Genomic DNA, 25,454 nt, shown 5'->3' with positions numbered 1-25,454 from the left:
CAGCCCTGTTAGGGCTTTTGCTTCCGATCACGACGGCTGCGGCGCCATGTCGACCATTTCCGCGAACCGCGAACGATGGCCGCATTGACCGGACCTTGCAGGAAAACCAGATCAAGCGCGAGCAATAGCAGACCGAGCGGCAGCATCCAGATACCAAGGACCGGCAAAAAACTGAAAATGCCGCCTAGCACCAACAATATGCCAAGCGGCAGGCGTACCAATCGGGCTTGCGGACGGCGCAACCAAATTAACATTGCCGAGGCGAATGGGGGTATGCGGCGTTGCAGCTTATCAAACTGGCGTTGCAGCCGATGAGCACTCTTGCTGTTCAAACGACTTGCCTTCCCGGTTTCCAACAAGTTGAAAATGGGAAGTGTCCCGATACTTTTCAAGGAAATTCGCACCGATTGCGACGTTAACGATCTCCTTACCCTGCCGAACAGTCATTCGTTAATTCTGATTGCGCATATTTGTTGCGACTGTTGCGCGCAACGACGCGAAGGATGCGCTGAAAATGCAAACCAACGCCCGGAAATTTCTAGCAATGGCGGCGCTGTTCGTTGTCACTACCAGTATGGCGGGCTGCTCGTCGCTGTTTGGTGGCTTTGGAGCCCCGCGACTGAGCGAACGGGACTGCATGATGCGAGCAATGTATTTTGAATCCAATCGTTCCAGTGCCGAAGGTATGCTTGCCGTTGGGACTGTGGTGATGAACCGCGTCAATGACCGACGTTATCCGCAAAGCGTATGCGGCGTGATAAGTCAAAAAAACCAGTTTGCCAAAGGCGTTACGACACGCAAGATGAGCAGTAGCGGTGGGCTGTTGGCGGCCGAGGTGGCCGACCGGGTCATGGCTGGAGCACGTCATCCCGGTGTACGTAACGCCCAACATTTTCACACGGCCGGGTTGCGTTTTCCTTACAACAACATGCATTACGTGCTGATGGCTGGCGGCAACGAGTTTTACGAAAAATACTAGTCTTTTCAGGATCATGGCGTCGCCGGAAGAATGATGATAACGGCCAGCGAAATCGCACTGGCGAGCATCAGTGTCAGCTTGATGGCATGAATGGCCTGGCGTCTGCGATATAACATTGTGATGTCCTGCCCATATTGATTGAAGGACATCACATCATGGGGCGGATGAACCTGATCGCTCTGATGGGTTCACACCCGGTTCATTCCTGCCACCGGTGCTGGACCGCAGGACGAAGCCTATGACTATGGCAATTGCCTCATATAGTTCGATGGGAATAGTGTCGTCCACCTCGACGCCTGCAAGCGCCTGAGCAAGCACGGGATTGGCTTCGATCTGTATGTCGTTTTCCCGCGCCATCGCGACAATTTTCTCGGCCACCAGACCACGGCCCTTTGCCGTTACGCGTGGCGCGACCTTGCTGCCTTTTTCATACTGAAGCGCAACAGCTAGCGACGGTGGGCCATTCTTGTCACTCATCGGGTCGCATCCAAAAGACCACCAGACGGACGCGGTGGGGCGGTTGGCGCGCCAGTACGGACGACGATGGCGCTCACATCCAGTGCGACACTGACCAACTCGTTTCGTAGGTCAGGCAACATTTCACGCAAGGTGTCGGCAGTCTCAGTTTCGCTTGCCCATAGCATCACACTGGTGCGCCGTCCCCGCAAACCCAATTGGGCGCCCACTTCTCCGGCATGGTCGATATTGATGGCAAATCGGACCTGCCAATGACCTTCACCCTCGGTGCCGTCGCCGCCGCCATCGCGTGATATCTGCATTTGCAGGACATTTTGCTGCTGGGCAATGACCACAGGCAGTTCGAAATTCCATTCTCGATCGCCTTTGTGTACGGGATCGGGAAGCGAGGCATGTTGGTGAAGACGCAAGCGGGACAAGGCATTGTCTGTGCGCTCCAACGCGGCGCGGCCCAATTGCTCTGCGGAACCACGGGGCGCCGAATCGCCTGGGTCCTGTTGGGCACGGGGAATACCGCCGCGCATTGGCGGTTGACGCTGGACGCGCGGTACGGCGGCAATCCCGCCGCCAAGCCATGCCAACAGCACCGTTCTAAGGCCCAACAAGCTGGACTTTATGTCGGCTTGGGCAATTGGCGCACCTCGGGCCAGTAACGCTTCCTGAAATATGCCCGAGTTCTGAGCCTGCCTTTTGAAGCAATTCGCCCGATATTTTACCCGCTGAAATATCAGTTCGTGCACCCAAAACACGGGACACTGCCTGGGCGACCGCGGGTGGCAACTGAGACTTGTCCCTGATCATGGCCACCAGGGTGTTCATCAGGCCGATTGAAAGGTCCTGCCGTCCGGCTGCGACCTGCAACATTTGCGTTACTGCGGCCAATTCGGTTTGCGGCGCTACCGGTGGTGCCGACGCCGCGTTGGTCAAATGGGTCGTCGCCATTGCGCTGGACGATTGTGTCGTCGCCGCGCCGACTGAGGGTGTTTGTGCTATAGAACTGCTTTGTGATGCGATAACAAAGCGTTGTCCCATCGGTGTTGTCTCAACCCGCAAATGCACTATTGCACCTTGGACGGGTGGGCCTGGCACCGAAAGGTTGAGTGTCTGTTGGCCAATCATCACTCTGGTATCACCACCACTGGCGGCGCCCAATACGCGTGCCTCGACAATCTGTCCCGGCTTGAAGGTGCTGGCCAACGTTGACCCCGGGAGACCCTGTGTCGATCGTTCAACTATAGTCGCTGCAGCAGGTTGAGACGATGGTATTGGCTGTGTTGGGAGGGAAGCGGGTTGAGCCGACGATCCAGCAACAACAGCAGGTGGCGCCATTTTTGCGCCCGCTCCAACGCCGGCATCGGGGGGCGTCTGGGACAATATGACAAAACGTGGGCCGGCTGAGGTAACGTCGATGCGCATCTGCAAGGTCGTTCCCGGTGCGGGGCTTGGCTGGAGCGACAGTGTCAGGTGCTGCTTTCCCACGGTAACATCGGTTGCGCCGCTGGGTGTGGTGCCGACAACGACGGCATCAAACCCCTGCCCCGGCTTAAGTGCAAGCGTCTGGAGCAGGCCGGGCCTGATTGCCATTTGTACCGGATTTTGGCCGGGAATCATTGATCGTTCGCCTGCCCGTTCCGAATTATCGGATCAGTTTAGACGAGTATCAGGCGAAGGGAAGCCCCTGACTCAGTCGGGCCGAATATCGGTGTAGTCCTTGGTCACCGGCTTGCCACGAAAGGTAACCCAGAAGAAATTGAGCGTATAGGTTCCAGCGGTGCGGAACACGCCTTCCTTCTCAAGGCGACGACCAGAAGTCAGCATTTTCAGCGCAAACGTCCATTTGACATCGCCGACCTTGGAAAGTCGCACGGCAACATCGGTATCCTCTCCAAAGAACTGGATAGACCGATCATAACCGCCTACGGCGGCCCAAGACTCACGTTTGAAAACAAAATTTCCACCCTGAACGACGGAACCAACCCGTAAGATGAAACGATTAAGAATGTAGATCAAATAGGTCAAACCATAAAAACCATTAACCAGGGCGCGATTTGCCCACGACATGTCATAATATATATAGGGTCCGCTTAGGGCTACAAGTTTTGAATTCTTGGAAAATTCATCTAAAACAATATCAATCCAACCCGGTGGCACGATGGTGTCACTATCTATATTTGCTATCAACTCCGCCTTGGTAGCGTTGAAACCCGCATCTCGCGCGTTGACCAAACCCTTTTTTGGTTCGTCTACAACGCGCACGGTCGCAAAGCTGCGCGCGATTTCGCCCGTCCTGTCGGACGATGCGTTGTTGACCACGACGATTTCGGCGTCAGCGCCAGATCGCGCGATCTCTCGCTCGACCGATTCGAGGCATTTGCCGATCAATGCTTCTTCGTTGTAAGCTGGGATGACGAATGCAAGTTTCATTTCGGGCCTTGGCCACTGAGAGTGTGATACCCTGCCATAGCGTGCGCAGGCGGCGGGGGCAACATCGGCGACACGAATGTGCAAGTGATGGCCCATGAAGATGGCTTGGTGACAGAACCTTGTCCCGGCCGGACGGCAATCGAACGATGCCACTGTGATCGTTCAGCCAGCGTTCAGAGGTCGGCTATTAGGACTTGGGACATGATTACGCAAAAATGGCTTTTAGGACTAGTAGCGACGGCTTTGAGCCTGACCCCAGCTTACGCGGCCGGGGAAGGTACTGCGGTCGGCGTCAAGCAGGCTGCGCAGGCGCAGGTTCAATCAGGCTCGCGGACGCTCGTTGTCGGTGACGACATTTCAGTCGGCGATCGGGTAGTTACCGACCGATCTGGCGAGGTACAGCTAATATTTGCTGACCAGACGCGACTGGTGGTTGGACCTCAAAGTTCGCTGCTGATCGAGGCATATCTGCTGAGACACAGCAATACCGCCGACAAGATCGCGGTGAACGCGCTGGCCGGTACGTTCCGTTTCATTAGCGGTCGCAGCCCCAAATCCGCCTACCAAATCAGAACGCCGACCGCGGCCATCGCTGTACGCGGGACCAAATTTGATTTTCAGGTGGCTCGAGGCCAGACATTTGTCATGCTTTATGAAGGCGCATTAAGCGTTTGTGCGGCTGGAAACAGTTGCGTTTCGCTGACCAACAGGTGCGAGGTCGCAGAGGCATCCGGGCCTAGTGCGCTGCTTTATGAGCGAAGCAATCCAGATCGTCCCCCTTTGGCTATGACCTTTCGGTACGCCCAAGTACAATCGCCGTTGCTCCGTGAATTCAGAATCGCAGGCGCGCAAAAATGCACCAAGAACGACAGCAATGCGACACCTAGCAGCTTAAGTGACATCAAGGGCGACGATGATGTTCCCGTTGTGACTCGGCAGCGCTCGCCCAACTCGCCCTAGTACACGGTCGCACCGTTCAGTTCTGCCCAGCGGTTAGGTCTCGACCGCTTCCGGCGCGTTGGGTGCTATTGCGATGCCAGCGGCTTCGAGCGCATCGCGGATGTTGCGGGCCAAATCAACAGCACCCGGCGTGTCGCCGTGCACGCAGATTGATCGCGCTTTTGACGTCATGATTGTACCGTCTATTGCGACAATCTCACCTTCCTGTGCCAGTCGTAGACAGCGTTCGACGACGACTCCGGTGTCGTTGATTACCGCGCCCTCAGCTTGTCTTGATACCAGCAGGCCTTGTGCAGTATAGGCACGGTCCGCGTAGGCTTCGCGGATGAGTGGCAGACCGACTGCCATTGCTGCACGAACCTGCTGGCTATTATCGAGTGCCAGAACCGCCATAGTTGGAGACATGGCATGGACCACACCAAAGATGCCGACGGCGAAGGCGAGTTCTTCGGCGGTTTGGTTTGCCAAAGCGCCGTGCAATTTCACATAGGCCAGGTCAACACCAATGTCGTCCGCAATGGATCTGATCAGCATTAGTTGCGATCGTAACTGGCCCAGTAGTTGATCGAGCGGCAAAACGAGTCGGAACCGACCAAAGCGCGCCGGATCAACATAGCCGGGATGTGCGCCGGCGCGGACTCTTAACGCCTTGCACTGCTCGAGCACCCGGCGAATTGTCGGTGCATCGCCCGCATGTCCACCACAGGCAATAGAGGCACTGCTGACAATGGCAAGAAGCTCATCGTCCGCACCCATACCCTCTCCCAGATCGGCATTTAGATCGATGTTTGTCACATCTGCCTCCGCGAAAACTCGACGGCCAAACTGTGCTCGACTGTTATCGGTTCAAAACATATCCGCGTTCCAGGCCGACATTGTGCAAAGCGGTTGAGGTCCGGCGTTGAAATGGTCGCGATGCGCGGATATCCGCCCGTTGGCTGGTGGTCGCGCATCAGTACGATAGGCGTGCCATCACCCAAAATTTGTACGTCACCGGGAACGACTGGTTCGGATACCAGCTCCAGATTCTGATTGCTGGAAAATACATTTTGCTGATCACGCAGCTTGATGCCCATGCGGTCCATCTGTTCGGAAACTTCAAATAGACCTGCGACAAATCCCTGCCGCACATCATGATTAAACAGATGTGCATGAATACCCCATGTGAAGTGAATGGGGTCGCCGCCCTTGGGAGCGGACGATGGGTTGCTGGGTTGGTTATCCTTGCCGAGCCGACCAAATTGGAGCCTGTCGCCGACCTCAAGTGCCCGCCCCTTAAAGCCTCCCAAACCGGCGCGGGTGTTGGTGGCTAAGCTGCCCATAACTGACGGCAAATCCAGTTCACAATCAAATCGTACATAACCAAAATTGCCATAGGAGCTCGGTGTGATCTCAAGATAATCGTCCGCGACCAATTGGCATGTGGCTGGCCATGGCAGCGGCGAACCGTTGTGCCGCGCGTCAAATACCCCGCCAGCGCAACCGATTTCGAGTTGCCCCGACAGCAGGCGAAGACCCAATCCACTGGTGGTAAACTCGATGCCGGATGTCCCCCAGCGCGGTAACTTCTGCGCCGCAGTGGAAAAGCCATGCTGGTCCATTGGGCCAGACGCAGCGACGCCGTGTATGAGGGCGCCGATACGTCCGGCATCCTGCACGGTCGTCATAGGCCCCACCCGCTCAATCAGAATAGTCGCACTCATGTCGTGCGCTCGAATATCAGGCGGTCACCGGCTCGAAACCTTGTCGGCGGCGAACTGGCGGGGTCAAAATTGCGAAAATCGGTTTGCCCGATCACATGCCAGCCGGTCGGTATTTCGGTTGCCGCAACGGCGGTTTGACCGACGGCAAACAGGATACTGCCTGGTGGCACCTGATTGCGAACCGTCGAGCGACGTGGGATTTGCAGTGGGGGGCCATGAAAGCCGCAATAGACAAATCCCGGGGCAAAGCCTGTCGCCAATACGCGCAATTCTGTGGCGTTATGAGCGTCAATGAAGGCGTCGACATCCAGATCAGAGGCATGCGCCACGGCCTCCAAATCGGGTCCGTATTCACCGCCAAAGCGAGACGGCAGTCTCCATGTCTGGCCAGAATAACCATCCGCGTTGAGTTTGCTCCATGCTATCAGGGACAACTCGGCAGCCAACCGATCTGGTGAAATTTTAGCCGGATCATAATTGATCTGCACCGAAACCAGACTTGGCACAATTTCGGTCACGCCATCGGGTGGTGACTGCGCCAGTTTTTTTGCAAAGCTGGTGGCGGCGGCATTGGCAGCAACTGACAATGTTGCCGCAAAGCGTACCAGCAACGCACGGTCGCCCAGTGGCACGATCAATGGATGAGCAATAGGGTCATTTTCTGTCGGGTCGCGCAATAATATCTCCGAGGCGCCTTGACGATGCCACGCCAATGTCGCGCGGGTGTCAGCCAACACAATGTGTTTGCCAGTAACCCGCCCGAACCGGGTTGGCCGCGGAATTATTACCCAAAGTGACAGATCAGCGGCGCGCTAATTTGGTTCCTTGCCGTCCTGTTCTACCACGGCTTCGAATAGTTGTTTCGCCTGCCCCGCGCCTATCGCTTCAATAGCGACAGCTGCGATTGCAGCGAACAGTTCCGCGATTTCCTGGGGATCAGTGATTTCTGCGTCGTCGTCGGTGTCGGCGTTTATCAGAGTGAACACGATGCGCCTCCAAAGTGCCTGGTACTTGAGTGTGCGTCGATTCTTGTTACGGAACAAATAACCTCCTAGCCCATCAACAACTGTTTCCAGTAGTTATTATAGCATGGACACGACGCTCTGGAATGGCTAAACGGGCTGCCGACGGGTAGGTGGCAGAGTGGTCGATTGCTCCGGTCTTGAAAACCGGCGAGCGTGCAAGCGTTCCGGGGGTTCGAATCCCTCCCTACCCGCCAGCTAATCCACTCCCGATCTTTGATCTTGTAAATGATCTGCAAATGAGTGCGGGCGTGTCATCGACCACGCTCCCTGCTGAATGGGATGCCCGACGGCTCTGGCCGGGCGCTGAATGGCTAAATTAGCGGCCTTTGACCACTGAATAGCCGGCATATTTGGCGGAGGAGCCAAGCTGCTCTTCGATGCGGATCAGCTGGTTGTATTTTGCCAGACGGTCCGAACGGGAAAGCGAGCCGGTTTTGATCTGGCCACAATTGAGCGCGACCGCCAGATCGGCAATGGTCGAGTCTTCGGTTTCCCCGGAACGATGCGACATTACCGAGGTGTAGCCGGCGCGGTGCGCGGTATCGACAGCGTTGAGGGTTTCGGAGAGCGAACCGATCTGGTTGACCTTGACCAGGATGGAATTGGCCACCCCCATCTTGATGCCCGATACCAGACGCTCGGTATTGGTGACGAACAGATCATCGCCCACGAGCTGGACCTTGCCGCCAATGGCCTCGGTCAGGGCCTTCCAACCGTCCCAATCGTCCTCGGCCATGCCGTCTTCGATGGTGATGATCGGATAGCGGTTGGCCAGATCTTCGAGGAAACGCACATTTTCGTCGGCGGACAGGGTTTTGCCCTCGCCGACCATGGCGTATTTGCCGTTCTTGAAATATTCGGTTGCGGCGCAATCAAGACCAAGAAAGACATTTTCGCCGGGCTTGTAACCCGCCTTTTCAATCGACTTCATGATGAAGCCAAGCGCCTCGTCTGCCGATTTCAGATTTGGGGCAAAGCCGCCTTCATCGCCAACCGAGGTGTTGTGACCATCGGCCGACAGGGCTTTTTTGAGAGTGTGGAAAATTTCGGAACCGATCCGGACAGCGTCGGCGAGGTTTTCTGCACCTACGGGCAGGATCATGAATTCCTGCATGTCGATTGGATTGTCGGCATGCTCGCCGCCATTGATGATGTTCATCATCGGTACGGGCAGAATGTGGGCGTTGGGGCCGCCGATATAGCGATAAAAGGGCAATTCGCTAGATTCAGCGGCCGCTTTTGCAACGGCCAGCGAGACACCGAGAATGGCGTTGGCGCCCAGTTTTGACTTGTTGGGCGTGCCGTCGAGATCGATCATGGCCTGATCAACGCCGATCTGGTCGAGCGCGTCCATGCCCTGAATTTCGTCAGAAATTGCATTGTTGACGTTATCAACGGCCTGGGTCACGCCCTTGCCACTATATTTCTTGCCGCCGTCGCGCAGTTCGACGGCTTCGTGGGCGCCAGTGGATGCGCCCGAGGGCACGGCTGCACGGCCAAAACTGCCATCATCGAGGACCACATCAACTTCTACAGTTGGGTTGCCGCGACTATCATAGATTTGGCGGCCAGATACGTGGATGATCGATGACATGGAAAGCCTTCCCAAGAGAATGTACTGCGTGTGGTGTCTGTCTAGACGCGCATTATGACAATGCAAATAGGCTGGGGCAAAATATTTGCCGTGGGCAAGCCGATTTGCCCGCCCGGCACGAAAAGCCTACGGTTGGGAAAGATTGCGACATGCGGCGAGAACCGGCCTCATGTGATTTATTTTGTGCGAGACTGGTCTCGCCGCATGCGATGGGCTTTCAGGACTATGGAGCGCCTTGTTCCAGCCTTGCCGGACAAACCCGTCACACGGACCCAGGAGCGCGCGACCGCCTCCCACCCATCTGCTCTCCCACGGACCGTTCGTCGCGACCCCGCAATCGCGTGGGGAGTGAGGCTATGTTCGCACAAGGTTTTGGGGGTGGGGATAAGTTTTGCGTGGGGGGTGCTGACGTTCCATCGCCATAGGGTCATTCCAGTGGAGGCCGGAATCCATCGTGACGGTCGTACTGGTCGTGAGGGCGGACAAATCTCATGATGGACCCCGGCCTTCGCCGGGGTGACACCGAGAGGGGGAGATCGCGGTGTGAAGGGGGGCAAATGTGAGTGGGAAGGCGTCGCGCTGACCTTCTACCCTCACAAGGTCATTCCGGCGGCGGCCGGAATCCATCATGACGCCCGGACCAGTCGCGTGGGCGGAAAAATCTCACGATGGGCCCCGGGTCAAGCCCGGGGTGACACCGAGAGTGGGAGGTGAAGGGTGGTATAGAAAATGCGCCGCACCAATGATTGTGGCTTTGCGGCTTTTGCCCCAAAGCCGCCGTTCAAGCGACTCCCTGTTGATGGCCGAGATGGGTGGGGAGCGGACCGGTAGCTGTTAGGAGAGCCCGCCATAACATCAGACATTAGGAGTTCTCCGATTTCAGGGCCACTTTCGAACTGACAAGTTCCAGCGACCGCAGTAGCGACGCGTACCTTCGTGATCGGCCCAGAGCCTGCGCCTTTCATGCGGCAGAGCCTGCCCTTCAAACACGCGCTCAGCATTCCTCGGCCGCGAACGCCAGCTGCAGCACGCTCCGCAGGTCGGTTTCGAAACAAGCGAAGTCAACGGCACCAGGCGCCAGAACTCGCCGCAGAAGGAAGCCGTAGCAAAGCGACAACACCAGCGAGGCGCGTTCGACGCCAACGATTGCAGCGACGGACGCCTCGAGTGCAGAGTTTGCCTCGGCGATGCCGCGCTCCGCCTCCGGCTCGCCCTCAACGGTGCGAAGGTAGTCCGTTAGAAGCGCAATCTCATCGCGGGCATTGGCATCCAGAGTCCTCACGCCCTTGAGGATCGCACTGACCATGCCCTCGACGCCCGTCGGCGTTCCGGGTGGGTTTACAAAGGCCGAGACCATTCGACGAACCGCCACCTGCCCCACCGCATCGAACAGGTCCCGCTTACCGGGAAAGTAGTGGTAAAGTGCGCTTTTCGACACACCCAGCTGGGCCGCAATTTCGCGCATACCGAGGGCGCTGTAGCCCCGGCGCAGGAACAGGCGGGCTGCCTTCTCGGCAAGCTCGTGGCGCAGTTTCTCGTGATCGACGACCTTCGGCATCTGGTCCTTATATCGACCGTTCGGTCGAAAAACAATTGACAACTATGCCCGCCGGAATTATTTCGTCCGAGTGGACTAAATACAGGAAAAGGTACATGGCAAGGGTTCTCGTGGTCGGGGCGACCGGTTATCTGGGGTCGCATATGGTAGCCGAACTAAAAGCCGCAGGGCATTGGGTGCGGGCACTGTCGCGGCGAAAGGATGCCTTTGACGCTGGCGCGCAGGCGCCGAACGAGATCTTCGTCGGCCAGGCGACACGGCCCGAGACGCTGACCGGTCTCTGCGACGGGATCGACTATGTGTTTTCGGCCCTGGGGCTGACCCGGCAGAAGGAGAACTTGAGCTTCTGGGACGTGGATTACAAGGCGAACAAGAATGTGCTGGACCTTGCGGTCGCCGGGGAGGTGAAGCAGTTCCTGTTCATCTCCGTCGTCCGGCCTGGGCTGTCGGCGGACCTCGACATCGTCGCCGCTCGCGAGGCGCTAGTGCGCGACATGACGGCGGCGCCGATCGCTCATACAGTCGTGCGCGCCACCGGCTTTTTTCGGACATGTGCGAATTCCTTGACATGGCCAGGGGCGGTCGGGTCTGGTTGGTCGGCCGCGGGACAGCGCGAATTAACCCGGCTCACGGCAGCGATGTGGCCCGCGCCGCCATTGCTGCCTTCGGCACCGGAAAGACGGAGGTCGAGGTAGGCGGCCCCGAGATCTTCACCTATTCAGAAATCGGGGCGCTGGCCTTCGCGGTTCTCGGCAAGACGCCCCGCATCAGCCGAATTCCCGCGTGGATCGTCAACGCCGCCCTCCTCGCACTGCGCCCTATCAGCCGCCGCCAGTACACCACCTTCGCGTTTCTCGCCCGGATGATGCAGAATGACATGATCGCCGCCAGCACCGGAACCCACCGGCTGCAAGACACATTCCGGACGCGAGCGGCCCGGTGAGTTGGCTTGACCTTTGACTGAGGGGTTCCGGCGTCCGCCGACCAACCCCAGCCCGTCGCCTATTATCCCCCTAAACGTGCAGATGGCCGTGCAGGCAAAGATAACCGGACGGCGGAAATGGGGCGCGATGCCGCCATCAAGCTTGCTCAGTGGAACGGCAGCTTTTGGGACATAGCTATGCGGCATCAAATGACCGCAATTGGGTCGAAAGCTGCCGTTCGGCTACCTTGCTGTCATGCGCTATTCATCCCGTTTGTGGCCGTCGAGTTTTTTGCTGGCCAGATCGGATTCTGACTTGGCGAGGGATTTTTCGGCCTTGGTGCGGCCGAATTTTTGGCGGTTTTGGGCGGCTTGATCGCTTTTTTCGGCCTTGGCCTTGCGTTTGCGGGCGGTGCGGAGGTTGATGATTTCAGCCATCGCCCTGCCCTCTCCTATACCAGACGGCTTTGATCCATTGCCGCGTTGATGAAAGACGCGAACAAGGGGTGGGGCTCGAAGGGTTTTGATTTCAGTTCAGGATGGAACTGCACGCCGATAAACCAGGGATGGTCGGTGCGCTCGACGATTTCGGGCAGTTTTCCATCCGGGGAAACGCCGGAAAAAAGCAGGCCGTTCTTTTCGAGCACCTTGCGATAGGCCATGTTGACTTCGTAGCGATGACGGTGACGCTCGGAAATGTGGGTGGTGCCGTAAATATCGGCGACGCGGCTGCCGCGTGTCAACTGGGCAGGATAGGCGCCAAGGCGCATGGTGCCGCCCAGATCGGCGTCATCTCCGCGCTTTTCGGTGTCGTTGCCTTTTACCCACTCGGTCATCATGCCGACAATCGGTTCCTTGGTGGCACCGAACTCTGTCGAACTGGCGGTCTTGATGCCGGCGGTGTTGCGGGCCGCTTCGATGCAGGCCATCTGCATGCCAAAGCAGATGCCGAAATAGGGTACGTCCTTGACGCGGGCGAAACGGGCGGCCTGAATTTTGCCCGCCGATCCACGCTCGCCAAAGCCACCCGGCACCAAAATGCCGTGGACATGCTCAAGGTAGGGCGCCGGGTCCTCGCGCTCGAACACTTCGCTATCGATCCACTGGATATTGACTTTGACCTTGTTGGCGATGCCGCCATGGGCCAAGGCCTCGGACAGCGACTTATAGGCGTCCTTGAGGCCGGTATATTTGCCGACGATGGCGATGTTGACTTCGCCTTCGGGACTGTGGAGGCGCTCGGACACCTCGGCCCAGGCGGACAGATCGGGATCGGGTGCGTCGGCGATGCCAAAGGCGGCGAGGACTTCGCGATCCAGACCTTCCTTGTGATAGGACAGCGGCACATCATAAATCGAGGCAACGTCCAAACCCTGAATAACCGCCGATTCACGCACGTTACAGAACAGGGACAGTTTGCGCTTCTCGCCCTCGGGAATTGGCCGATCACAGCGCACCAGCAAAATATCGGGCGCGATGCCGATGGAGCGCAATTCCTTGACCGAGTGCTGGGTCGGCTTGGTCTTTAACTCACCGGCGCTCGGAATGTAGGGCATCAAGGTCAGATGCATGTAGACAGCGTCACCGCGCGGCAAATCATTGCCAAGTTGGCGGATGGCTTCAAAGAATGGCAGGCCTTCGATATCGCCGACGGTGCCGCCGATTTCGACAAGAACGAAATCAAAGTCCTCATTGCCGTCGATGACGAAATTCTTGATGGCGTCGGTAACGTGGGGAATGACCTGAACGGTGGCGCCGAGATAGTCGCCGCGCCGCTCCTTGGCGATAATGTCGGAATAAATCCGGCCGGTGGTTACATTGTCCTGCTTGTTGGCAGAGCGGCCGGTGAAGCGCTCATAATGGCCAAGATCGAGATCGGTTTCGGCGCCATCGTCGGTAACAAAGACCTCGCCATGCTGGGTAGGCGACATGGTGCCCGGATCAACGTTGAGATACGGGTCCAGCTTGCGCAAGCGCACCTTGTAGCCGCGCGCCTGCAGGACAGCGCCCAATGCTGCCGATGCAAGACCCTTGCCCAATGAGGAGACCACGCCTCCGGTGATGAAAACATACCGCGCCATGGGCGTTCACCTTACACATCTCAGATTCGATCTCGAAGAGCCAAATTGAGCCTCTACACATAAAGAAGAAGGGGATGTTGCCATCCCCTTTTTCGGTGTGCCTTGCGGCAGTTAGTTCGTTGTTGGCGCCACCGGCGTGTCACCGGGAGAAGCGTCGGTCGCGGCAGGCGCTGCCGCATCAGCGGGTGCTGATGTATCGGCGGGAGCGGTTGGAACCGGAAGATCGCTATTGGGTGCCACTGGCGTGGTCGTATCGGTCGACTGCGTGGCGTCCGTGGCAGGTGCTGCGGGAACCGGCAGGTCCGAATCGCCTTGCAGGGCGTTCAATGCATCAAGGACATTGGTAGCGCCGCCGCCATCAGTAGATTGAGCCGCGCGGTCAAGAATGGCGGTCGAGTCCCGGTCATATTGGCTTAACACCGTCAGGCCAATTGCGGTGGCAAAAAACAGCGCCGCCAGAATTGCGGTGGTCCGGGTCAGCAGATTTGCTGATCCGCGTGCAGTCATCAGACCGCCGCCGCCGCCACCGATACCCAGCGCGCCGCCTTCGGAGCGTTGAAGCAAAATAACCGCAATCAGCGCCAGCACAATCAGCAGATAGGCAACAATGAGGACGTTAGCCATTCTTGTCTCAGTCTTGGAAGTGTCAAATATTGGCGCGTCATACACGCCCAGCAAAACAATTGCCAGTCGATTGCGCCGTTTTTTGACGCAACCGGGATATGACGCCGGTTTTTATACCGAGGAGATAATGGTGTAAAAGTCATTTGCCAAGAGGCTGGCACCGCCAACCAGACCGCCGTTCACGTGCTCAATGCCCAAAATCTCGCGCGCATTGTTGGGTTTGAGCGAACCACCATACAAAATCTTGATGGTGTTTCCACGGGTGGGGAACTGATCTGTCAGGATGGCACGGATGCGAGCATGCATCTGCGTTATGTCGGCGACGTCCGGCGTGCGCCCGGTGCCAATGGCCCAGACCGGCTCATAGGCAACAACTATTTCAAGCTGATCGGCCGCCGATGGAATCGAGGCCAGCAATTGCGCCTCGACCACGGTTTCGGCCTTGCCTGCATCCCGCTCGGCCTCGGTTTCGCCGACACAGATAATCGGCAGCAAGCTGGCGCCGAGTGCGGCTTCGGCCTTGGCGCATACCATTTGGCTGGTTTCCCCGTGATCGGCGCGGCGCTCGGAATGGCCAACAATGACATATTGAGCACCCGCGTCGGCCAGCATGGCGGCGCTTATGTCGCCAGTGTGGGCGCCGGAATTTGCCGCGTGGCAGTCCTGACCGCCCAGCAATATTCCGGCCGAGGCTGTCTTGGCACAGGCGGGTGCCAACAATGTCGCGGGTGGGCACAATACGACCATTGCGCGGGGCGCCTCGCCGGTGGTTAGCAGTTTTGCCAGTGCCTGTAACTCGTCCAGAGCGGCAGTTGTGCCGTTCATTTTCCAGTTGCCGGCTATTAAAGGGGTGATTTTCGATGTCACTGATAAAGCTCCTGCCTCTTGCACCGGGGCAAGTATTGCCCTAACCCGGCGTGATTGTCCCGCGACGTTGATCGTTCAGCGTTACGGAACGACTACATTGTGCCTCGAGGAAAAGTGAAATGGACTTTTTCTCCGAGCGCTTTACTAATATCTCCGCCTAGCTTGGGTAAAGCCTAGACACTGCGTATTGGAACGTCTGACATGCTCGATAGTTTGCGTATTTTTGCAAAATCCTGGCCCGGCAAGATCATGGGCGGCTTTTTGCTGGTCGGTCTGGCTGGATTTGGTATCAACAACGTTATTACCAGCCTCGGCTCAAATACGGTTGCGCGTGTCGGCGATGTCGAAATTACCTCCCGCGATTTCCTGCGTGACTATCAGAACCAGCTCAATCGTGTTGCCAACCAGATTGGCCGGATGCCTACGAGCGAGGAAGCCGTCAGCCTGGGCGTTCCTTCGATGGTCATTGGCGATCTGGCGCAGAACGCGGCGCTGGATCAGATGGCGAACAATTACGGCCTGGGCGTTTCCGAAGATCGGCTCAGCCAGATTTTACGCAGGGACCCCAATTTTTCCGGCACGCTGGGCAATTTTGATCCGACAACCTTTTCAGATGTACTGCGACGCAGCGGCATTACCGAATCCGAATATCTCGAAAATGAAGCGAAATCGGCGCAGCGCCAGCAATTGGTCCTGTCGCTGTTTGGGGATACGCAATTGCCCGAGGCGGCATCCAAGCTGATCAACCGCTTTATCGGCGATAAGCGCACCATCGATTATATCGTACTCAATGAAACCAACATCGACGCGCCGCCGGCCCCAACCGAGGACGAACTGGCCGCGTATTTAAAAGATCACCAAAGTGATTATCGCACGGTCGAAACGCGCGCCGTCAAGGTGATTGCGCTGTCGCCTGATGTTCTGGCGGCAAGCAAAACCATCGACGATGCGGCGATATCGGCGGAATATGAGCGGACCAAAGCCAGCCTGGTCAAGCCTGAAACCCGTACGATTGAACAGGTGGTACTCACCGACGCTAATCTGGCGCAGGCGTTTGAGGATGGTAAGGTTGCAGGCACGAGCTTTTCCGATCTGGTAACCGAGAATGGTTTGTCGGCCACGCAATTGGGCACGCTGACGCAGGCGCAAATCAATGATGCGGATCTGGGCGATGCGGCTTTTTCGCTACCCGAAGATGGCTTTGCCATCATTGACGGTGTTGCTGGTAAGCGGGCGATCCATGTGAGCGCAATCGATGTCGGCGGCCAAACCTCACTCGAAGACGCCAAGGCCGACATTGCCAACAAACTCGCGCTCGACGAAGCCAAGAAGGAATATGCGACCATTCTGGACCAGATCGAAGAGCCTGCGTGCCGCCTTCAAGCCTATTGGTGAGATCGCCGATCGCTTCAATCTCAAGGTCTATGATCTGGTGGTGAGCGCTGATGCCAGCGCCTTGTCGGCTATTGATAGTCTCAAGGATGCGGATCGGACCAAGGTTTCGCAGGCCATTTTTGCCGCCGAGGACGGCAAACTGTCGCCAACCGTGACGCTGAGCGCCAACAGCAATGTCTGGTTTGATCTGGGCACCATCGAACCGGCGCGCGATCAGACATTGGACGAAGTGCGTGAAGAGGTATCGACCGCCTGGACCGCCGAAAAGGTTGATTCTGCCATCGCGACCGCTGCCGATAAAATCGTTGCACGCATGACTGCGGGCGAATCGTTGGTTGATATTGCCTCGTCCATGAACGCCATTCCCCAATTGTCGCTGCCATTCGGGCGGTCGGGGGAAGCCGACACATCCATCGATACTGCCGTGGCCTCTAAAGTGTTTGCGGGGGGACCGGACAGTCATGGCACGGCTCTCAACAATGAGGGCGAGCAGGTGGTGTTTTCTGTTGCCAGCGTCGTCCCTGCGGATGGACCTCTGGATGCACAGGCACTCGATTCAATCAGCACCGATCAACGCAACGGACTATACGCAGAATTTGTCACGGGTGTGCGTGATGATGCCGGATTGCGGATCAACGAGCAGGCACTGCAGCAGACGCTGACATTGACCGGCCATTAGCAGTTCAACCAGCAGGCAAGTCATATGGGTGACGATCACTATCGGCAGTTCGCTGATCAATATGATGCGGGAAAATCTCAGATCGTCTGGCGCCGCATTGTGGCGGACCTCGAAACACCCGTTGGCACCTATCTGAAACTGGCGCAGGATTGCCAGAACAGCTTTTTGCTCGAATCGGTGCAGGACGGCGCCATTCGGGGGCGATATTCGATTATCGGGCTGGAACCGGATGTCATATTGAAGGTGGAAGCGGGTGCCGCGCATATCAATCGCGGTGTTCACGCTCATCCCGAGCGATTTGAAACCATTTCAGCGGCGCCGCTGGATGCGCTGCGCGACCTTGTCGCCAGTTCCAGGATAGAGGTGCCTCCGGGGCTCCCACCGCAGTCGGCGGGCATATATGGCTATCTGGGCTATGAGATGGTTCGCTATATGGAGGTTTTGCCCAACAGCAATCCGGACCATCTACAACTGCCAGAAGCACTTTTGATGCGCCCTTCCCTGCTGGCCATTTTCGATACATTGAAGGACGAACTCTATCTTACGGCGCCGATATATGTGCGGGACAATGTTAGTGCCATGCAGGCCTGGGAAGGGGCGCAGGGGCGCATGGACGAAGCGATCGAGCGCCTTAGTCGCGCCCTGCCTACGGCGCCAGTCCTGCCCGATCTTGAAAATCTGGCGGTAACCAGCAACACCAGCCGTGAGCGCTATTTTGAGATGGTCGCTGCGGCCAAGGAATATATCGCGGCAGGTGACATATTCCAGGTTGTTTTGAGCCAAAGGTTCGAGGCCGAATTTTCCCTGCCCCCGACGGCGCTCTATCGTGCACTGCGCCGCACCAATCCATCCCCCTACATGTATTATCTGGATTTTGGCGGCTATTCGATCGCGGGGTCCAGCCCCGAGGTTTTGGTGCGCGTGCAGGATGGCGAAGTCACGATCCGACCAATCGCCGGCACGCGCAAGCGCGGTTCTACGCCAACGCGCGATCAGGAACTGGCCGCCGAACTTCTCTCCGATCCCAAGGAACTGGCGGAGCATCTGATGCTGCTCGATCTGGGCCGCAACGATGTGGGACGCGTCGCCAAGTCCGGTACCGTCAAGGTCACCGACAAGTTCTTTCTGGAATATTATTCCCACGTAATGCACATTGTTTCCAACGTTGTAGGGGTGCTCGATCCGAAATATGATTTTGTTGATGCGCTGAGCGCAGGCTTCCCCGCAGGCACCGTATCAGGGGCGCCAAAGGTACGTGCGATGGAAATCATCGATGAACTCGAAGTTTCACGGCGCGGCATCTATGGCGGTTGTGTCGGCTATTTTGGTGCAGACGGGGCCATGGACACCTGTATTGTGTTGCGCACCGCAATCGTCAAAGATGGCAAGGCTCTATGCGCAGGCGGGCGCCGGTATCGTGGCCGACAGCAAGCCGGAACTTGAACAATTGGAATGTGAAAACAAGGCACGGGCCCTGTTCAGCGCGGCCGAAGAGGCGTTGCGCTATGCGGGTGAAGCCAGGATCGGGCAATGACCAGAACGCTTGTGATCGATAATTACGACAGCTTTACCTACAATCTGGTGCACTTTCTTGGCGAACTTGGCGCCGATATGACTGTTCGGCGTAACGACAAGATCACGCTGGACGAGATCGCTGACATGGCACCCGAAGCGATAGTCCTGTCGCCCGGACCCTGCACGCCCAACGAAGCCGGTATCTGTCTGGCGCTGATCGAACGATTCGCTCAAACCACCCCCCTGCTCGGCGTCTGTCTCGGCCACCAGGCCATCGGTCAGGCGATGGGCGGCAGCGTGGTGCGGGCACCGTATCTGATGCATGGCAAGACCAGCGTGATCAATCACACGGGAAAAGGCCTGTTCCGTGGCTTGAACGCAGGATTTGAAGCGACACGCTACCATTCGCTGATTGTGGATCGTTCGAGCTTACCGAGTGTGCTCGAAGTTACGGCGTCGACCGATGACGGCCTGATCATGGGCATGCAACATGCGCAATGGCCGGTCCATGGCGTACAGTTTCACCCTGAAAGTATCGCATCGGACAACGGACACGCGCTCTTGCAGAATTTTCTTAATCTGGCCCGTGATTTCAATGTGGGGAAGGCTGCCTGATGGATATCAAATCAGCGCTCAACAAGATCGCGGACAGCCGCGATCTGACCGGCGAAGAAATGCGCGGCGTCATCGATATCATCATGTCGGGTGACGCGACGCCGTCCCAGATCGGTGCTTTTTTGATGGGCATGCGGGTCAAGGGCGAAACAGTTGGGGAGATCGCGGCGGCCGTATCGATCATGCGCCAGAAAATGGTGCCGGTGGAAGCGCCCGAAGGCGCTGTGGACATCGTTGGCACCGGCGGCGATGGCGTCGGTACGCTCAATATTTCGACGGCCAGCGCCATTGTGGTGGCCGCCGCTGGTGTGCCAGTCGCCAAGCATGGCAACAAGGCGCTATCGTCCAAATCAGGATCCTCACAGGCCCTGGAAGCGCTCGGCGTCAAGCTAGATCTGGCACCTGACCAGATCGGCCGGTGCATCAAAGAGGCCGGAATCGGTTTCATGTTTGCGCCTCAACATCATCCGGCGATGCGTCATGTTGGCCCGGCACGCACGGAGCCTTGGCATCCGCACCATGTTCAATTTGTTGGGGCCACAGGCCAATCCCGCGAGCGTGCGACGCTTCATGCTCGGCGTCTATGATCAGGAGTGGGTTGAACCGGTGGCGGCCGCATTATTGGCCAACCGTGCCGTAAAGGCCTGGGTTGTCCATGGCAGCGACGGACTGGACGAACTTACGACCACCGGCCCAAGTTTTGTGGCGCAGATTGCCAATGGCGACCTGCGGAGCTTTGAAATTACCCCCGAAGATGCCGGTTTGAAACGCGCCAGCATTGAAGACATTGCCGGTGGTGACCCACAATATAATGCCGACGCCATAACCGAATTGCTGGCTGGTGCGCCCGGCGCCTATCGCGATATTGTGTTGCTCAACAGCGCGGCGGCGTTGATCGTTGCCGAACGCGTCGAGGACCTCAAATCCGGCGCGACGCTGGCCGCAGACCTTATCGATAGCGGCAAGGCGCGGCAGACACTGGAGCGACTGGTTGCCATATCAAATGGGGCCGAACCGTGAACGACATTCTTCAACAGATCGAGGCCTACAAGCGCGAGGAAATCGCGGCGGCGAAAACCATGCGACCCTGGGCCGAGGTTGTTGCGCAGGCCCATGATCAGACCGCCCCACGCGGTTTTCTCAAGGCGATCAAGGCCAAGCGATCAGCGGGCCAATATGCGTTGATCGCCGAGGTCAAGAAAGCCAGCCCGTCAAAAGGGTTGATCCGTGAAGACTTTGACCCTGCGGCCATTGCACGAGCCTATGAATTGGGCGGCGCTGCCTGTCTTTCGGTACTGACGGACCGACCATCGTTTCAAGGTTCGCCCAGCTATCTGATCGAGGCACGTGCTGCTATAAAATTGCCGGTACTGCGCAAGGATTTTTTGTTTGAGACCTACCAGGTCGTCGAGGCGCGCGCCTGGGGGGCTGATTGCATCCTTATCATTCTTGCAGCGGTCGGTGATGATGTGGCGCGGTATCTGCTGGATGCCGCCGAAGAATGGGGCATGGATGCTTTGGTCGAAGTTCACGATCAACTCGAACTGGATAGGGCGTTAGCCCTTGATGCCAACTTTATCGGGATCAACAATCGCAATCTGCGCACTTTCGAAACGCGGATCGAGACCTCGATTGACCTCGCGGTGGGCGTGCCATCGGATGTGATGCTGGTCAGCGAGAGCGGTATCGGCGGCCACGAGGACATAGTAAATCTAGATCAAGCCGCCGGGATCGGTACCTTTTTAATTGGCGAAAGCCTGATGCGGCAAGCCGACGTCACGGCGGCTACTCGCGCCCTGCTGTTTGGTGAAACTATCAGTCCGTGATGGCAAATTCCCTTACGCATCTCAATGATCGGGGCGAAGCCCATATTGTCGATATTGGTGACAAGGCGGTTACGCGTCGCCATGCGATTGCAGAGGCCCGGCTTGTTGGCAATGCCGACACCATTACAACCATCGCCACTGGCGGGCTGAAGAAGGGCGACGCGCTTGCTGTGGCGCGCGTGGCGGGGATCATGGCCGCCAAAAAAACCGCCGACCTCATTCCGCTTTGTCACCCTATTGCCCTGACAAAAGTCGCTATCGATATCGAGGCCGAGGCGGGGGGCACAAGTTTGCGAATTTTGGCGCGCGCTGAAACCACCGGCCAGACGGGCGTCGAAATGGAAGCCCTCGTCGCGGCATCGACCGCTGCGCTAACGCTCTACGACATGGCCAAGGCGATTGATCGCGACATGGTCGTCACCGATATCCGCGTCATCGAAAAGACCGGCGGCAAATCGGGCGATTATCGGAAGGCGACATGAGTCTGTTACGCGTCGAGGACGCTATCGCCACCATTCTGGGCCGCGTGCCCGCCCCTTCCGGCGAGGCAGTCCCGCTGGCACAAGCAGATGGTCGAATTCTATTCGAGCCGTTGATCGCCAGCCATAGTCAACCGCCCTTTGCGGCCAGCGCCATGGACGGCTATGCCGTTCGAGCCGATGACGTGGCTGTCGGCAAAAAGTTTGTGATCACGGGAATATCGCAGGCCGGTGCGGGATTTTCCGGAATCGTCGGGTCGGGGCAATGCGTCAGGATATTCACGGGTGCGCCGGTGCCGAGCGGGGCGGACGCGGTGATCATGCAGGAAGAGGCAAGTGCCACCGACGGCGAGGTGGTGTTTTCTACTCAGCCGTCAGCACATCGCAATATCAGGCCGGTTGGCAACGACTTTGCTGCCGGGCAGAGATTGATGGAAGCCGGCGAGCGCCTCACGCCCTATAGTGTGGCGCTGGCCGCCGCCGCCAACCGAGACCACATTGTTGCCAGCAGACGTCCCCGGCTGGCGGTTCTGGCGACGGGCGATGAGTTGAGACTGCCCGGTGCACCGCTGGGGCCTGATACTATCGTGGCCTCGAACAGTTTTGGATTGGTGCCGATGTTTAGGCCCTATGCCGCCGAGGTTCGCGATTTTGGAGTCGCGCCGGACGAGCCCACCGCGCTGCGCGCGCGTCTTTCGGCTGCATTTGATAGCGGCATCGATGTTCTGATAACGACCGGTGGCGCCAGTGTCGGCGATCACGACATTGTTCAGGATGTGCTGAAATCAATTGGGGTGGATCTGGATTTTTGGCGGATCAACATGCGCCCGGGTAAACCGCTGATGTTCGGTACGCGCGGCAACACGCTGGTATTTGGGCTCCCCGGCAATCCGGTGTCGGCAATGGTTACGGCAGCCATGTTTATCAAGCCGGCACTACGACAGTGGCTGGGTATGAGTCGACCGATCCCGGTCCCCATGCGCCTGCCGTTGGCCGCGCCGACACCACTAAATTCGTCACGACGCCATTTTATGCGCGCAAGGCTGGCGACGACTATCGATGGCACTGCGGTTGAGCCGATTAGCCAGACTGACAGCGGGCACACTTCATCACTGGCGCTGGCAGATTTGCTGATTATTCAACCCGAAAATGATCCCGGCCAGGGCGCAGGATCAATTGTGGACTGTGTGTGGCTCAATGAATTTTAGGCTGTCACGGCGTCGTCGGGGGACTTGACCTTGCGTCTGTAGCGGCGTTGAAATCTGATAGCATCGCGTATTTATCAATCCAGCAAAAGGCGCTCGAAATTTCATCGTTGGATATTGTGCTCAAGCAAGCACGAAATTGCCAATTATGTTTGGAGGAACTCCCGCTCGGCCCTCGTCCCATCATTCAGGCCGGGACGGGCGCGCGTATATTGATCGTGGGACAGGCACCCGGCCGCAAAGTTCATATGAGCGGCGTGCCGTGGGATGATCAGAGTGGCGAGCGATTGCGGGCATGGATGGGCATTGGTGAGGCGCAGTTTTACGACCCTCAAAACGTCGCCATCCTGCCGATGGGTTTTTGCTACCCTGGTGTCGCCTCAGGTGGCGGCGACAAACCGCCAGTCAAACGCTGTGCGCCGACCTGGCATCAGCGTATCATCGATTGCATGCCGGAAATCCAGCTAACCCTACTGGTCGGGGGGTATGCTCAAAAATTCTATAATCAGCATCCGTCGAGGACGCTCACCGATACCGTGGCCGCATTTCGAGACTATTTGCCGACCACCCTACCCTTGCCGCATCCGAGCCTGGCGCGTGGTTGGCTGGATGCGACGCAACCCCTGGTTCGAGGCGGATGTGCTGCCAACATTGCAGCGTCAAATCGCTGAGATATTGGCATAGGGGTTGCGTCGCGCGTGGCGCTAAATGGCGGTAATCGTTTCTTCCTTGTGAGCCGCTATGTGATCGGTCTTGTCGCTTTTGATCTCATATTGCGGCTGCTCAGGCGATGCCCGGCGATTATGTCCCTTGTAGGTAAAATCGCTGGTGTGGATCTTGATGATCTTGCCGCTTACGCGTCCTGCTTCAGAGTTCCAGCATACATGGTCGCCGATTGAATATTTGGCCATGGCTAGTGCCCACTAAACCGGTTCGGCAACGCCTACCAGTTCTGGCGATCATACCAATCGTCGACCTCTTTGCGCACGTCATCCTTGGTCTTGCCGTAGCGCTCCTGAATTTTGCCTTCCAGCTGCTCGCGGTTGCCCTTGATCTCGGTCAGATCATCGTCGGTCAATTTGCCCCATTGCTCTTTGGCCTTGCCCGACATCTGCTTCCAGCTACCTTCTACGCGATTCCAGTCCATTGACCTTCTCCTATGATTGAGTGTGAGCGAACAACGCGAGCCGCACCATGGGCGTTCCATGTGTGCTGACACAAACAGGATAAGTTCGTCTGGTGTCGCGCCAAATTGAAACAGGCACTTGCCATGGGGTGCCCGGATCACGCATCGTGCGCCGCAACTGGAGAGGCTTAAATGACCGCGCTATTTCTCGAGCACATTCGCGACACACTCGAACAGATCGACGCGGACGGCCTGTATAAGCGCGAGCGCCTCATTCAGAGCCCGCAAGACGGTCGGATTGTGGTCAATCAAAATGGCACCGGGCGCAAGATGATCAATCTGTGCGCCAATAATTATCTGGGCCTTGCCAATCACCCTGATGTCAAACTGGCAGCCCAGCAGGCCATAGACGAATTTGGCTTTGGCATGGCTTCTGTTCGCTTCATTTGCGGCGCACAGACGTTGCACCGCGAACTGGAGCAGTCGATTGCCCGCTATCTTGGCAAGGATGATGCCATCCTGTTTGCCGCCTGTTTTGACGCCAATGGCGGGGTATTCGAAACCCTGCTTGGTCCGGAAGATGCGATCATTTCGGACAGCCTCAATCATGCGTCGATCATCGACGGGGTGCGACTTTGTAAGGCCAAGCGCTATCGGTTTGACAATGCGGACATGAATGCCCTGGAAGACCGCCTAAAGCAGGCGGAAAGCGACGGCGCGCGCTTCAAACTGATCGTGACGGACGGCGTATTTTCAATGGATGGCTTTGTTGCCAACCTGCCCGCTATATGTGCCCTGGCAGATCGATACGGCGCCATGGTGCTTGTCGATGATTGCCACGCCACCGGGCATCTGGGCCCGGCGGGACGTGGCACGCCTGCCCTGACTGGCGTTGATCACAAGGTCGATATCGTTACTGGAACGTTTGGCAAGACGCTGGGCGGCGCCATGGGCGGTTTCATTGCCGCAGCGCAACCGGTGATCGATTTGTTGCGCCAACGCGCGCGACCCTATCTTTTTTCCAACAGTCTTGCGCCCACGGTCGCGGCGGGATCACTCATGGCCATTGAAATTGCTGCAAACGCAGATGATCTGCGAGCAACCCTACAACAGCATACCAGCCGCTTCAGAGCCGCCCTCAGCGCGGCAGGCTTTGATTTGTTGGCAGGCGACACGCCAATCATTCCGGTGATGACTCACGATGCGAGCCTGGCGCAAAAACTGGCCGCGGCACTGGATGAGCGGGGCATCTATGTTGCTGGATTTTTCTTTCCTGTCGTGCCCAAAGGCAAGGCGCGAATTCGCACCCAAATGTCTGCGGCGCTTTCGGAGCAGGATGTCGAGGACGCCATTGCAGCATTCATAGATGCGGGCAAGGTCACCGGCTTGATTTGAGGATC

28 protein-coding genes, 1 tRNA gene and 3 pseudogenes are annotated in these 25,454 nt (G+C 57.6%); 14 read left to right on the top strand and 18 right to left on the bottom strand.

Going from position 1 to position 25,454, the window contains the following annotated elements; all coding sequences use genetic code 11:
• Positions 1-8 precede the first annotated feature (8 nt).
• Positions 9-332: a hypothetical protein gene (locus PSQ19_RS03810; protein ID WP_282219686.1), complete on the bottom strand. Its 324-nt coding sequence runs from the start codon at positions 330-332 to the stop codon at positions 9-11.
• 242 nt (positions 333-574) lie between these two features.
• Here PSQ19_RS03810 and PSQ19_RS03805 point away from each other — a divergent pair.
• Positions 575-973 (top strand): annotated as a pseudogene (locus PSQ19_RS03805) (cell wall hydrolase); the annotation flags it as partial.
• Between the two features lie 159 nt (positions 974-1,132).
• Here the strand turns inward: PSQ19_RS03805 and PSQ19_RS03800 are convergent.
• The 4 genes from PSQ19_RS03800 to PSQ19_RS03785 all read right to left on the bottom strand — a co-directional run bounded on the left by PSQ19_RS03800 (position 1,133) and on the right by PSQ19_RS03785 (position 3,880).
• A complete protein-coding gene (locus PSQ19_RS03800; protein WP_282219685.1) occupies positions 1,133-1,456 on the bottom strand; it encodes an EscU/YscU/HrcU family type III secretion system export apparatus switch protein in 324 nt (107 codons plus the stop codon).
• Positions 1,453-2,061, bottom strand: a complete 609-nt coding sequence (gene fliK, locus PSQ19_RS03795; protein ID WP_282219684.1) for a flagellar hook-length control protein FliK — start codon at positions 2,059-2,061, stop codon at positions 1,453-1,455. Before fliK ends, PSQ19_RS03800 begins: the two co-directional genes overlap by 4 nt.
• Complete coding sequence (locus PSQ19_RS03790; protein WP_282219683.1) at positions 2,048-3,067, bottom strand: hypothetical protein; 1,020 nt, start codon at positions 3,065-3,067, stop codon at positions 2,048-2,050. Before PSQ19_RS03790 ends, fliK begins: the two co-directional genes overlap by 14 nt.
• 72 nt (positions 3,068-3,139) lie before the next feature.
• A complete protein-coding gene (locus tag PSQ19_RS03785; RefSeq protein ID WP_282219682.1) occupies positions 3,140-3,880 on the bottom strand; it encodes a glycosyltransferase family 2 protein in 741 nt (246 codons plus the stop codon).
• Positions 3,881-4,081: 201 nt separating this feature from the next.
• Between PSQ19_RS03785 and PSQ19_RS03780 the strand changes: the two genes are divergently transcribed.
• Positions 4,082-4,840 carry a FecR family protein gene (locus PSQ19_RS03780; protein WP_282219681.1) on the top strand — a complete coding sequence of 253 codons (759 nt, stop codon included), beginning with the start codon at positions 4,082-4,084 and terminating at the stop codon, positions 4,838-4,840.
• 33 nt (positions 4,841-4,873) lie between these two features.
• On the opposite strand, the gene PSQ19_RS03775 is transcribed toward PSQ19_RS03780, so the two are convergent.
• The 4 genes from PSQ19_RS03775 to PSQ19_RS03760 form a co-directional block, all read right to left on the bottom strand.
• On the bottom strand, positions 4,874-5,635 hold the full coding sequence (locus PSQ19_RS03775) for a LamB/YcsF family protein (RefSeq protein WP_282219680.1): 762 nt from the start codon (positions 5,633-5,635) through the stop codon (positions 4,874-4,876).
• A complete protein-coding gene (locus PSQ19_RS03770; RefSeq protein ID WP_282219679.1) occupies positions 5,632-6,543 on the bottom strand; it encodes a 5-oxoprolinase subunit C family protein in 912 nt (303 codons plus the stop codon). The genes PSQ19_RS03775 and PSQ19_RS03770 overlap by 4 nt, the downstream gene beginning before the upstream one ends.
• Positions 6,540-7,220: a 5-oxoprolinase subunit B family protein gene (locus PSQ19_RS03765; protein WP_282219678.1), complete on the bottom strand. Its 681-nt coding sequence runs from the start codon at positions 7,218-7,220 to the stop codon at positions 6,540-6,542. The genes PSQ19_RS03770 and PSQ19_RS03765 overlap by 4 nt, the downstream gene beginning before the upstream one ends.
• Before the next feature lie 135 nt (positions 7,221-7,355).
• Positions 7,356-7,529, bottom strand: a complete 174-nt coding sequence (locus PSQ19_RS03760; protein WP_282219677.1) for a hypothetical protein — start codon at positions 7,527-7,529, stop codon at positions 7,356-7,358.
• A gap of 143 nt (positions 7,530-7,672) precedes the next feature.
• Here PSQ19_RS03760 and PSQ19_RS03755 point away from each other — a divergent pair.
• Positions 7,673-7,762, top strand: a tRNA-Ser gene (locus PSQ19_RS03755).
• 122 nt (positions 7,763-7,884) lie between these two features.
• Here PSQ19_RS03755 and eno read toward each other — a convergent pair.
• Both eno and PSQ19_RS03745 read right to left on the bottom strand, forming a co-directional pair.
• Entirely contained in the window at positions 7,885-9,162 is a 1,278-nt protein-coding gene (gene eno / locus PSQ19_RS03750) for a phosphopyruvate hydratase (RefSeq protein WP_282219676.1), read from the bottom strand.
• Positions 9,163-10,156: 994 nt separating this feature from the next.
• Positions 10,157-10,720: a TetR/AcrR family transcriptional regulator gene (locus PSQ19_RS03745; RefSeq protein WP_282219675.1), complete on the bottom strand. Its 564-nt coding sequence runs from the start codon at positions 10,718-10,720 to the stop codon at positions 10,157-10,159.
• Between the two features lie 95 nt (positions 10,721-10,815).
• Here PSQ19_RS03745 and PSQ19_RS03740 point away from each other — a divergent pair, with 95 nt between their 5' ends.
• Positions 10,816-11,415: an NAD(P)H-binding protein gene (locus PSQ19_RS03740; RefSeq protein ID WP_282219674.1), complete on the top strand. Its 600-nt coding sequence runs from the start codon at positions 10,816-10,818 to the stop codon at positions 11,413-11,415.
• Between the two features lie 23 nt (positions 11,416-11,438).
• Here PSQ19_RS03740 and PSQ19_RS03735 read toward each other — a convergent pair whose 3' ends face one another.
• The 5 genes from PSQ19_RS03735 to tpiA all read right to left on the bottom strand — a co-directional run bounded on the left by PSQ19_RS03735 (position 11,439) and on the right by tpiA (position 15,214).
• Positions 11,439-11,849 carry a hypothetical protein gene (locus PSQ19_RS03735; protein WP_282219673.1) on the bottom strand — a complete coding sequence of 137 codons (411 nt, stop codon included), beginning with the start codon at positions 11,847-11,849 and terminating at the stop codon, positions 11,439-11,441.
• A gap of 54 nt (positions 11,850-11,903) precedes the next feature.
• Complete coding sequence (locus PSQ19_RS03730; protein WP_282219672.1) at positions 11,904-12,080, bottom strand: DUF4169 family protein; 177 nt, start codon at positions 12,078-12,080, stop codon at positions 11,904-11,906.
• 14 nt (positions 12,081-12,094) lie between these two features.
• Positions 12,095-13,723, bottom strand: a complete 1,629-nt coding sequence (locus tag PSQ19_RS03725) for a CTP synthase (protein ID WP_282219671.1) — start codon at positions 13,721-13,723, stop codon at positions 12,095-12,097.
• Between the two features lie 111 nt (positions 13,724-13,834).
• Positions 13,835-14,347, bottom strand: a complete 513-nt coding sequence (gene secG, locus PSQ19_RS03720; protein ID WP_282219670.1) for a preprotein translocase subunit SecG — start codon at positions 14,345-14,347, stop codon at positions 13,835-13,837.
• 111 nt (positions 14,348-14,458) lie between these two features.
• Positions 14,459-15,214, bottom strand: a complete 756-nt coding sequence (tpiA, locus tag PSQ19_RS03715; protein ID WP_282219669.1) for a triose-phosphate isomerase — start codon at positions 15,212-15,214, stop codon at positions 14,459-14,461.
• A 201-nt stretch (positions 15,215-15,415) separates the two neighbouring features.
• On the opposite strand from tpiA, the gene PSQ19_RS03710 reads away from it, so the two are divergent.
• The 9 genes and pseudogenes from PSQ19_RS03710 to PSQ19_RS03670 all read left to right on the top strand — a co-directional run bounded on the left by PSQ19_RS03710 (position 15,416) and on the right by PSQ19_RS03670 (position 23,599).
• The gene (locus PSQ19_RS03710) at positions 15,416-16,609 is read left to right on the top strand and encodes a peptidylprolyl isomerase (RefSeq protein WP_282219668.1); all 1,194 of its coding nucleotides are present in this window, start codon (positions 15,416-15,418) and stop codon (positions 16,607-16,609) included.
• Positions 16,551-17,288 (top strand): hypothetical protein, encoded by a 738-nt coding sequence (locus tag PSQ19_RS03705; protein ID WP_282219667.1) that lies wholly within the window; start codon positions 16,551-16,553, stop codon positions 17,286-17,288. The genes PSQ19_RS03710 and PSQ19_RS03705 overlap by 59 nt, the downstream gene beginning before the upstream one ends.
• Positions 17,289-17,312: 24 nt before the next feature.
• Positions 17,313-18,822, top strand: a pseudogene (trpE, locus tag PSQ19_RS03700) (anthranilate synthase component I).
• Complete coding sequence (locus PSQ19_RS03695; protein WP_282219666.1) at positions 18,819-19,418, top strand: anthranilate synthase component II; 600 nt, start codon at positions 18,819-18,821, stop codon at positions 19,416-19,418. The pseudogene trpE and the gene PSQ19_RS03695 overlap by 4 nt, the downstream one beginning before the upstream one ends.
• Positions 19,415-20,438 (top strand): annotated as a pseudogene (gene trpD, locus PSQ19_RS03690) (anthranilate phosphoribosyltransferase). The gene PSQ19_RS03695 and the pseudogene trpD overlap by 4 nt, the downstream one beginning before the upstream one ends.
• Positions 20,435-21,244, top strand: coding sequence for an indole-3-glycerol phosphate synthase TrpC (gene trpC, locus PSQ19_RS03685; protein WP_282219665.1), 810 nt, complete (start codon positions 20,435-20,437; stop codon positions 21,242-21,244). The pseudogene trpD and the gene trpC overlap by 4 nt, the downstream one beginning before the upstream one ends.
• Positions 21,244-21,726, top strand: coding sequence for a cyclic pyranopterin monophosphate synthase MoaC (gene moaC, locus PSQ19_RS03680; protein WP_282219664.1), 483 nt, complete (start codon positions 21,244-21,246; stop codon positions 21,724-21,726). Before trpC ends, moaC begins: the two co-directional genes overlap by 1 nt.
• Entirely contained in the window at positions 21,723-22,931 is a 1,209-nt protein-coding gene (locus PSQ19_RS03675) for a molybdopterin molybdotransferase MoeA (protein ID WP_282219663.1), read from the top strand. The genes moaC and PSQ19_RS03675 overlap by 4 nt, the downstream gene beginning before the upstream one ends.
• Positions 22,932-23,176: 245 nt before the next feature.
• Entirely contained in the window at positions 23,177-23,599 is a 423-nt protein-coding gene (locus tag PSQ19_RS03670; protein ID WP_282219662.1) for a uracil-DNA glycosylase family protein, read from the top strand.
• 33 nt (positions 23,600-23,632) lie between these two features.
• On the opposite strand, the gene PSQ19_RS03665 is transcribed toward PSQ19_RS03670, so the two are convergent.
• Complete coding sequence (locus PSQ19_RS03665; protein WP_282219661.1) at positions 23,633-23,839, bottom strand: hypervirulence associated TUDOR domain-containing protein; 207 nt, start codon at positions 23,837-23,839, stop codon at positions 23,633-23,635.
• A 32-nt stretch (positions 23,840-23,871) separates the two neighbouring features.
• Positions 23,872-24,075: a CsbD family protein gene (locus tag PSQ19_RS03660; RefSeq protein WP_282219660.1), complete on the bottom strand. Its 204-nt coding sequence runs from the start codon at positions 24,073-24,075 to the stop codon at positions 23,872-23,874.
• A 171-nt stretch (positions 24,076-24,246) separates the two neighbouring features.
• On the opposite strand from PSQ19_RS03660, the gene PSQ19_RS03655 reads away from it, so the two are divergent.
• Positions 24,247-25,449 carry a glycine C-acetyltransferase gene (locus PSQ19_RS03655; protein WP_282219659.1) on the top strand — a complete coding sequence of 401 codons (1,203 nt, stop codon included), beginning with the start codon at positions 24,247-24,249 and terminating at the stop codon, positions 25,447-25,449.
• Positions 25,450-25,454 lie beyond the last annotated feature (5 nt).

The organism is Devosia algicola (genome assembly GCF_028816455.1).
GTDB lineage: Bacteria > Pseudomonadota > Alphaproteobacteria > Rhizobiales > Devosiaceae > Devosia > Devosia algicola.
The sequence above is the reverse complement of the archived record's forward strand: the minus strand, read 5'-3'. Positions and strand labels throughout refer to the sequence as shown.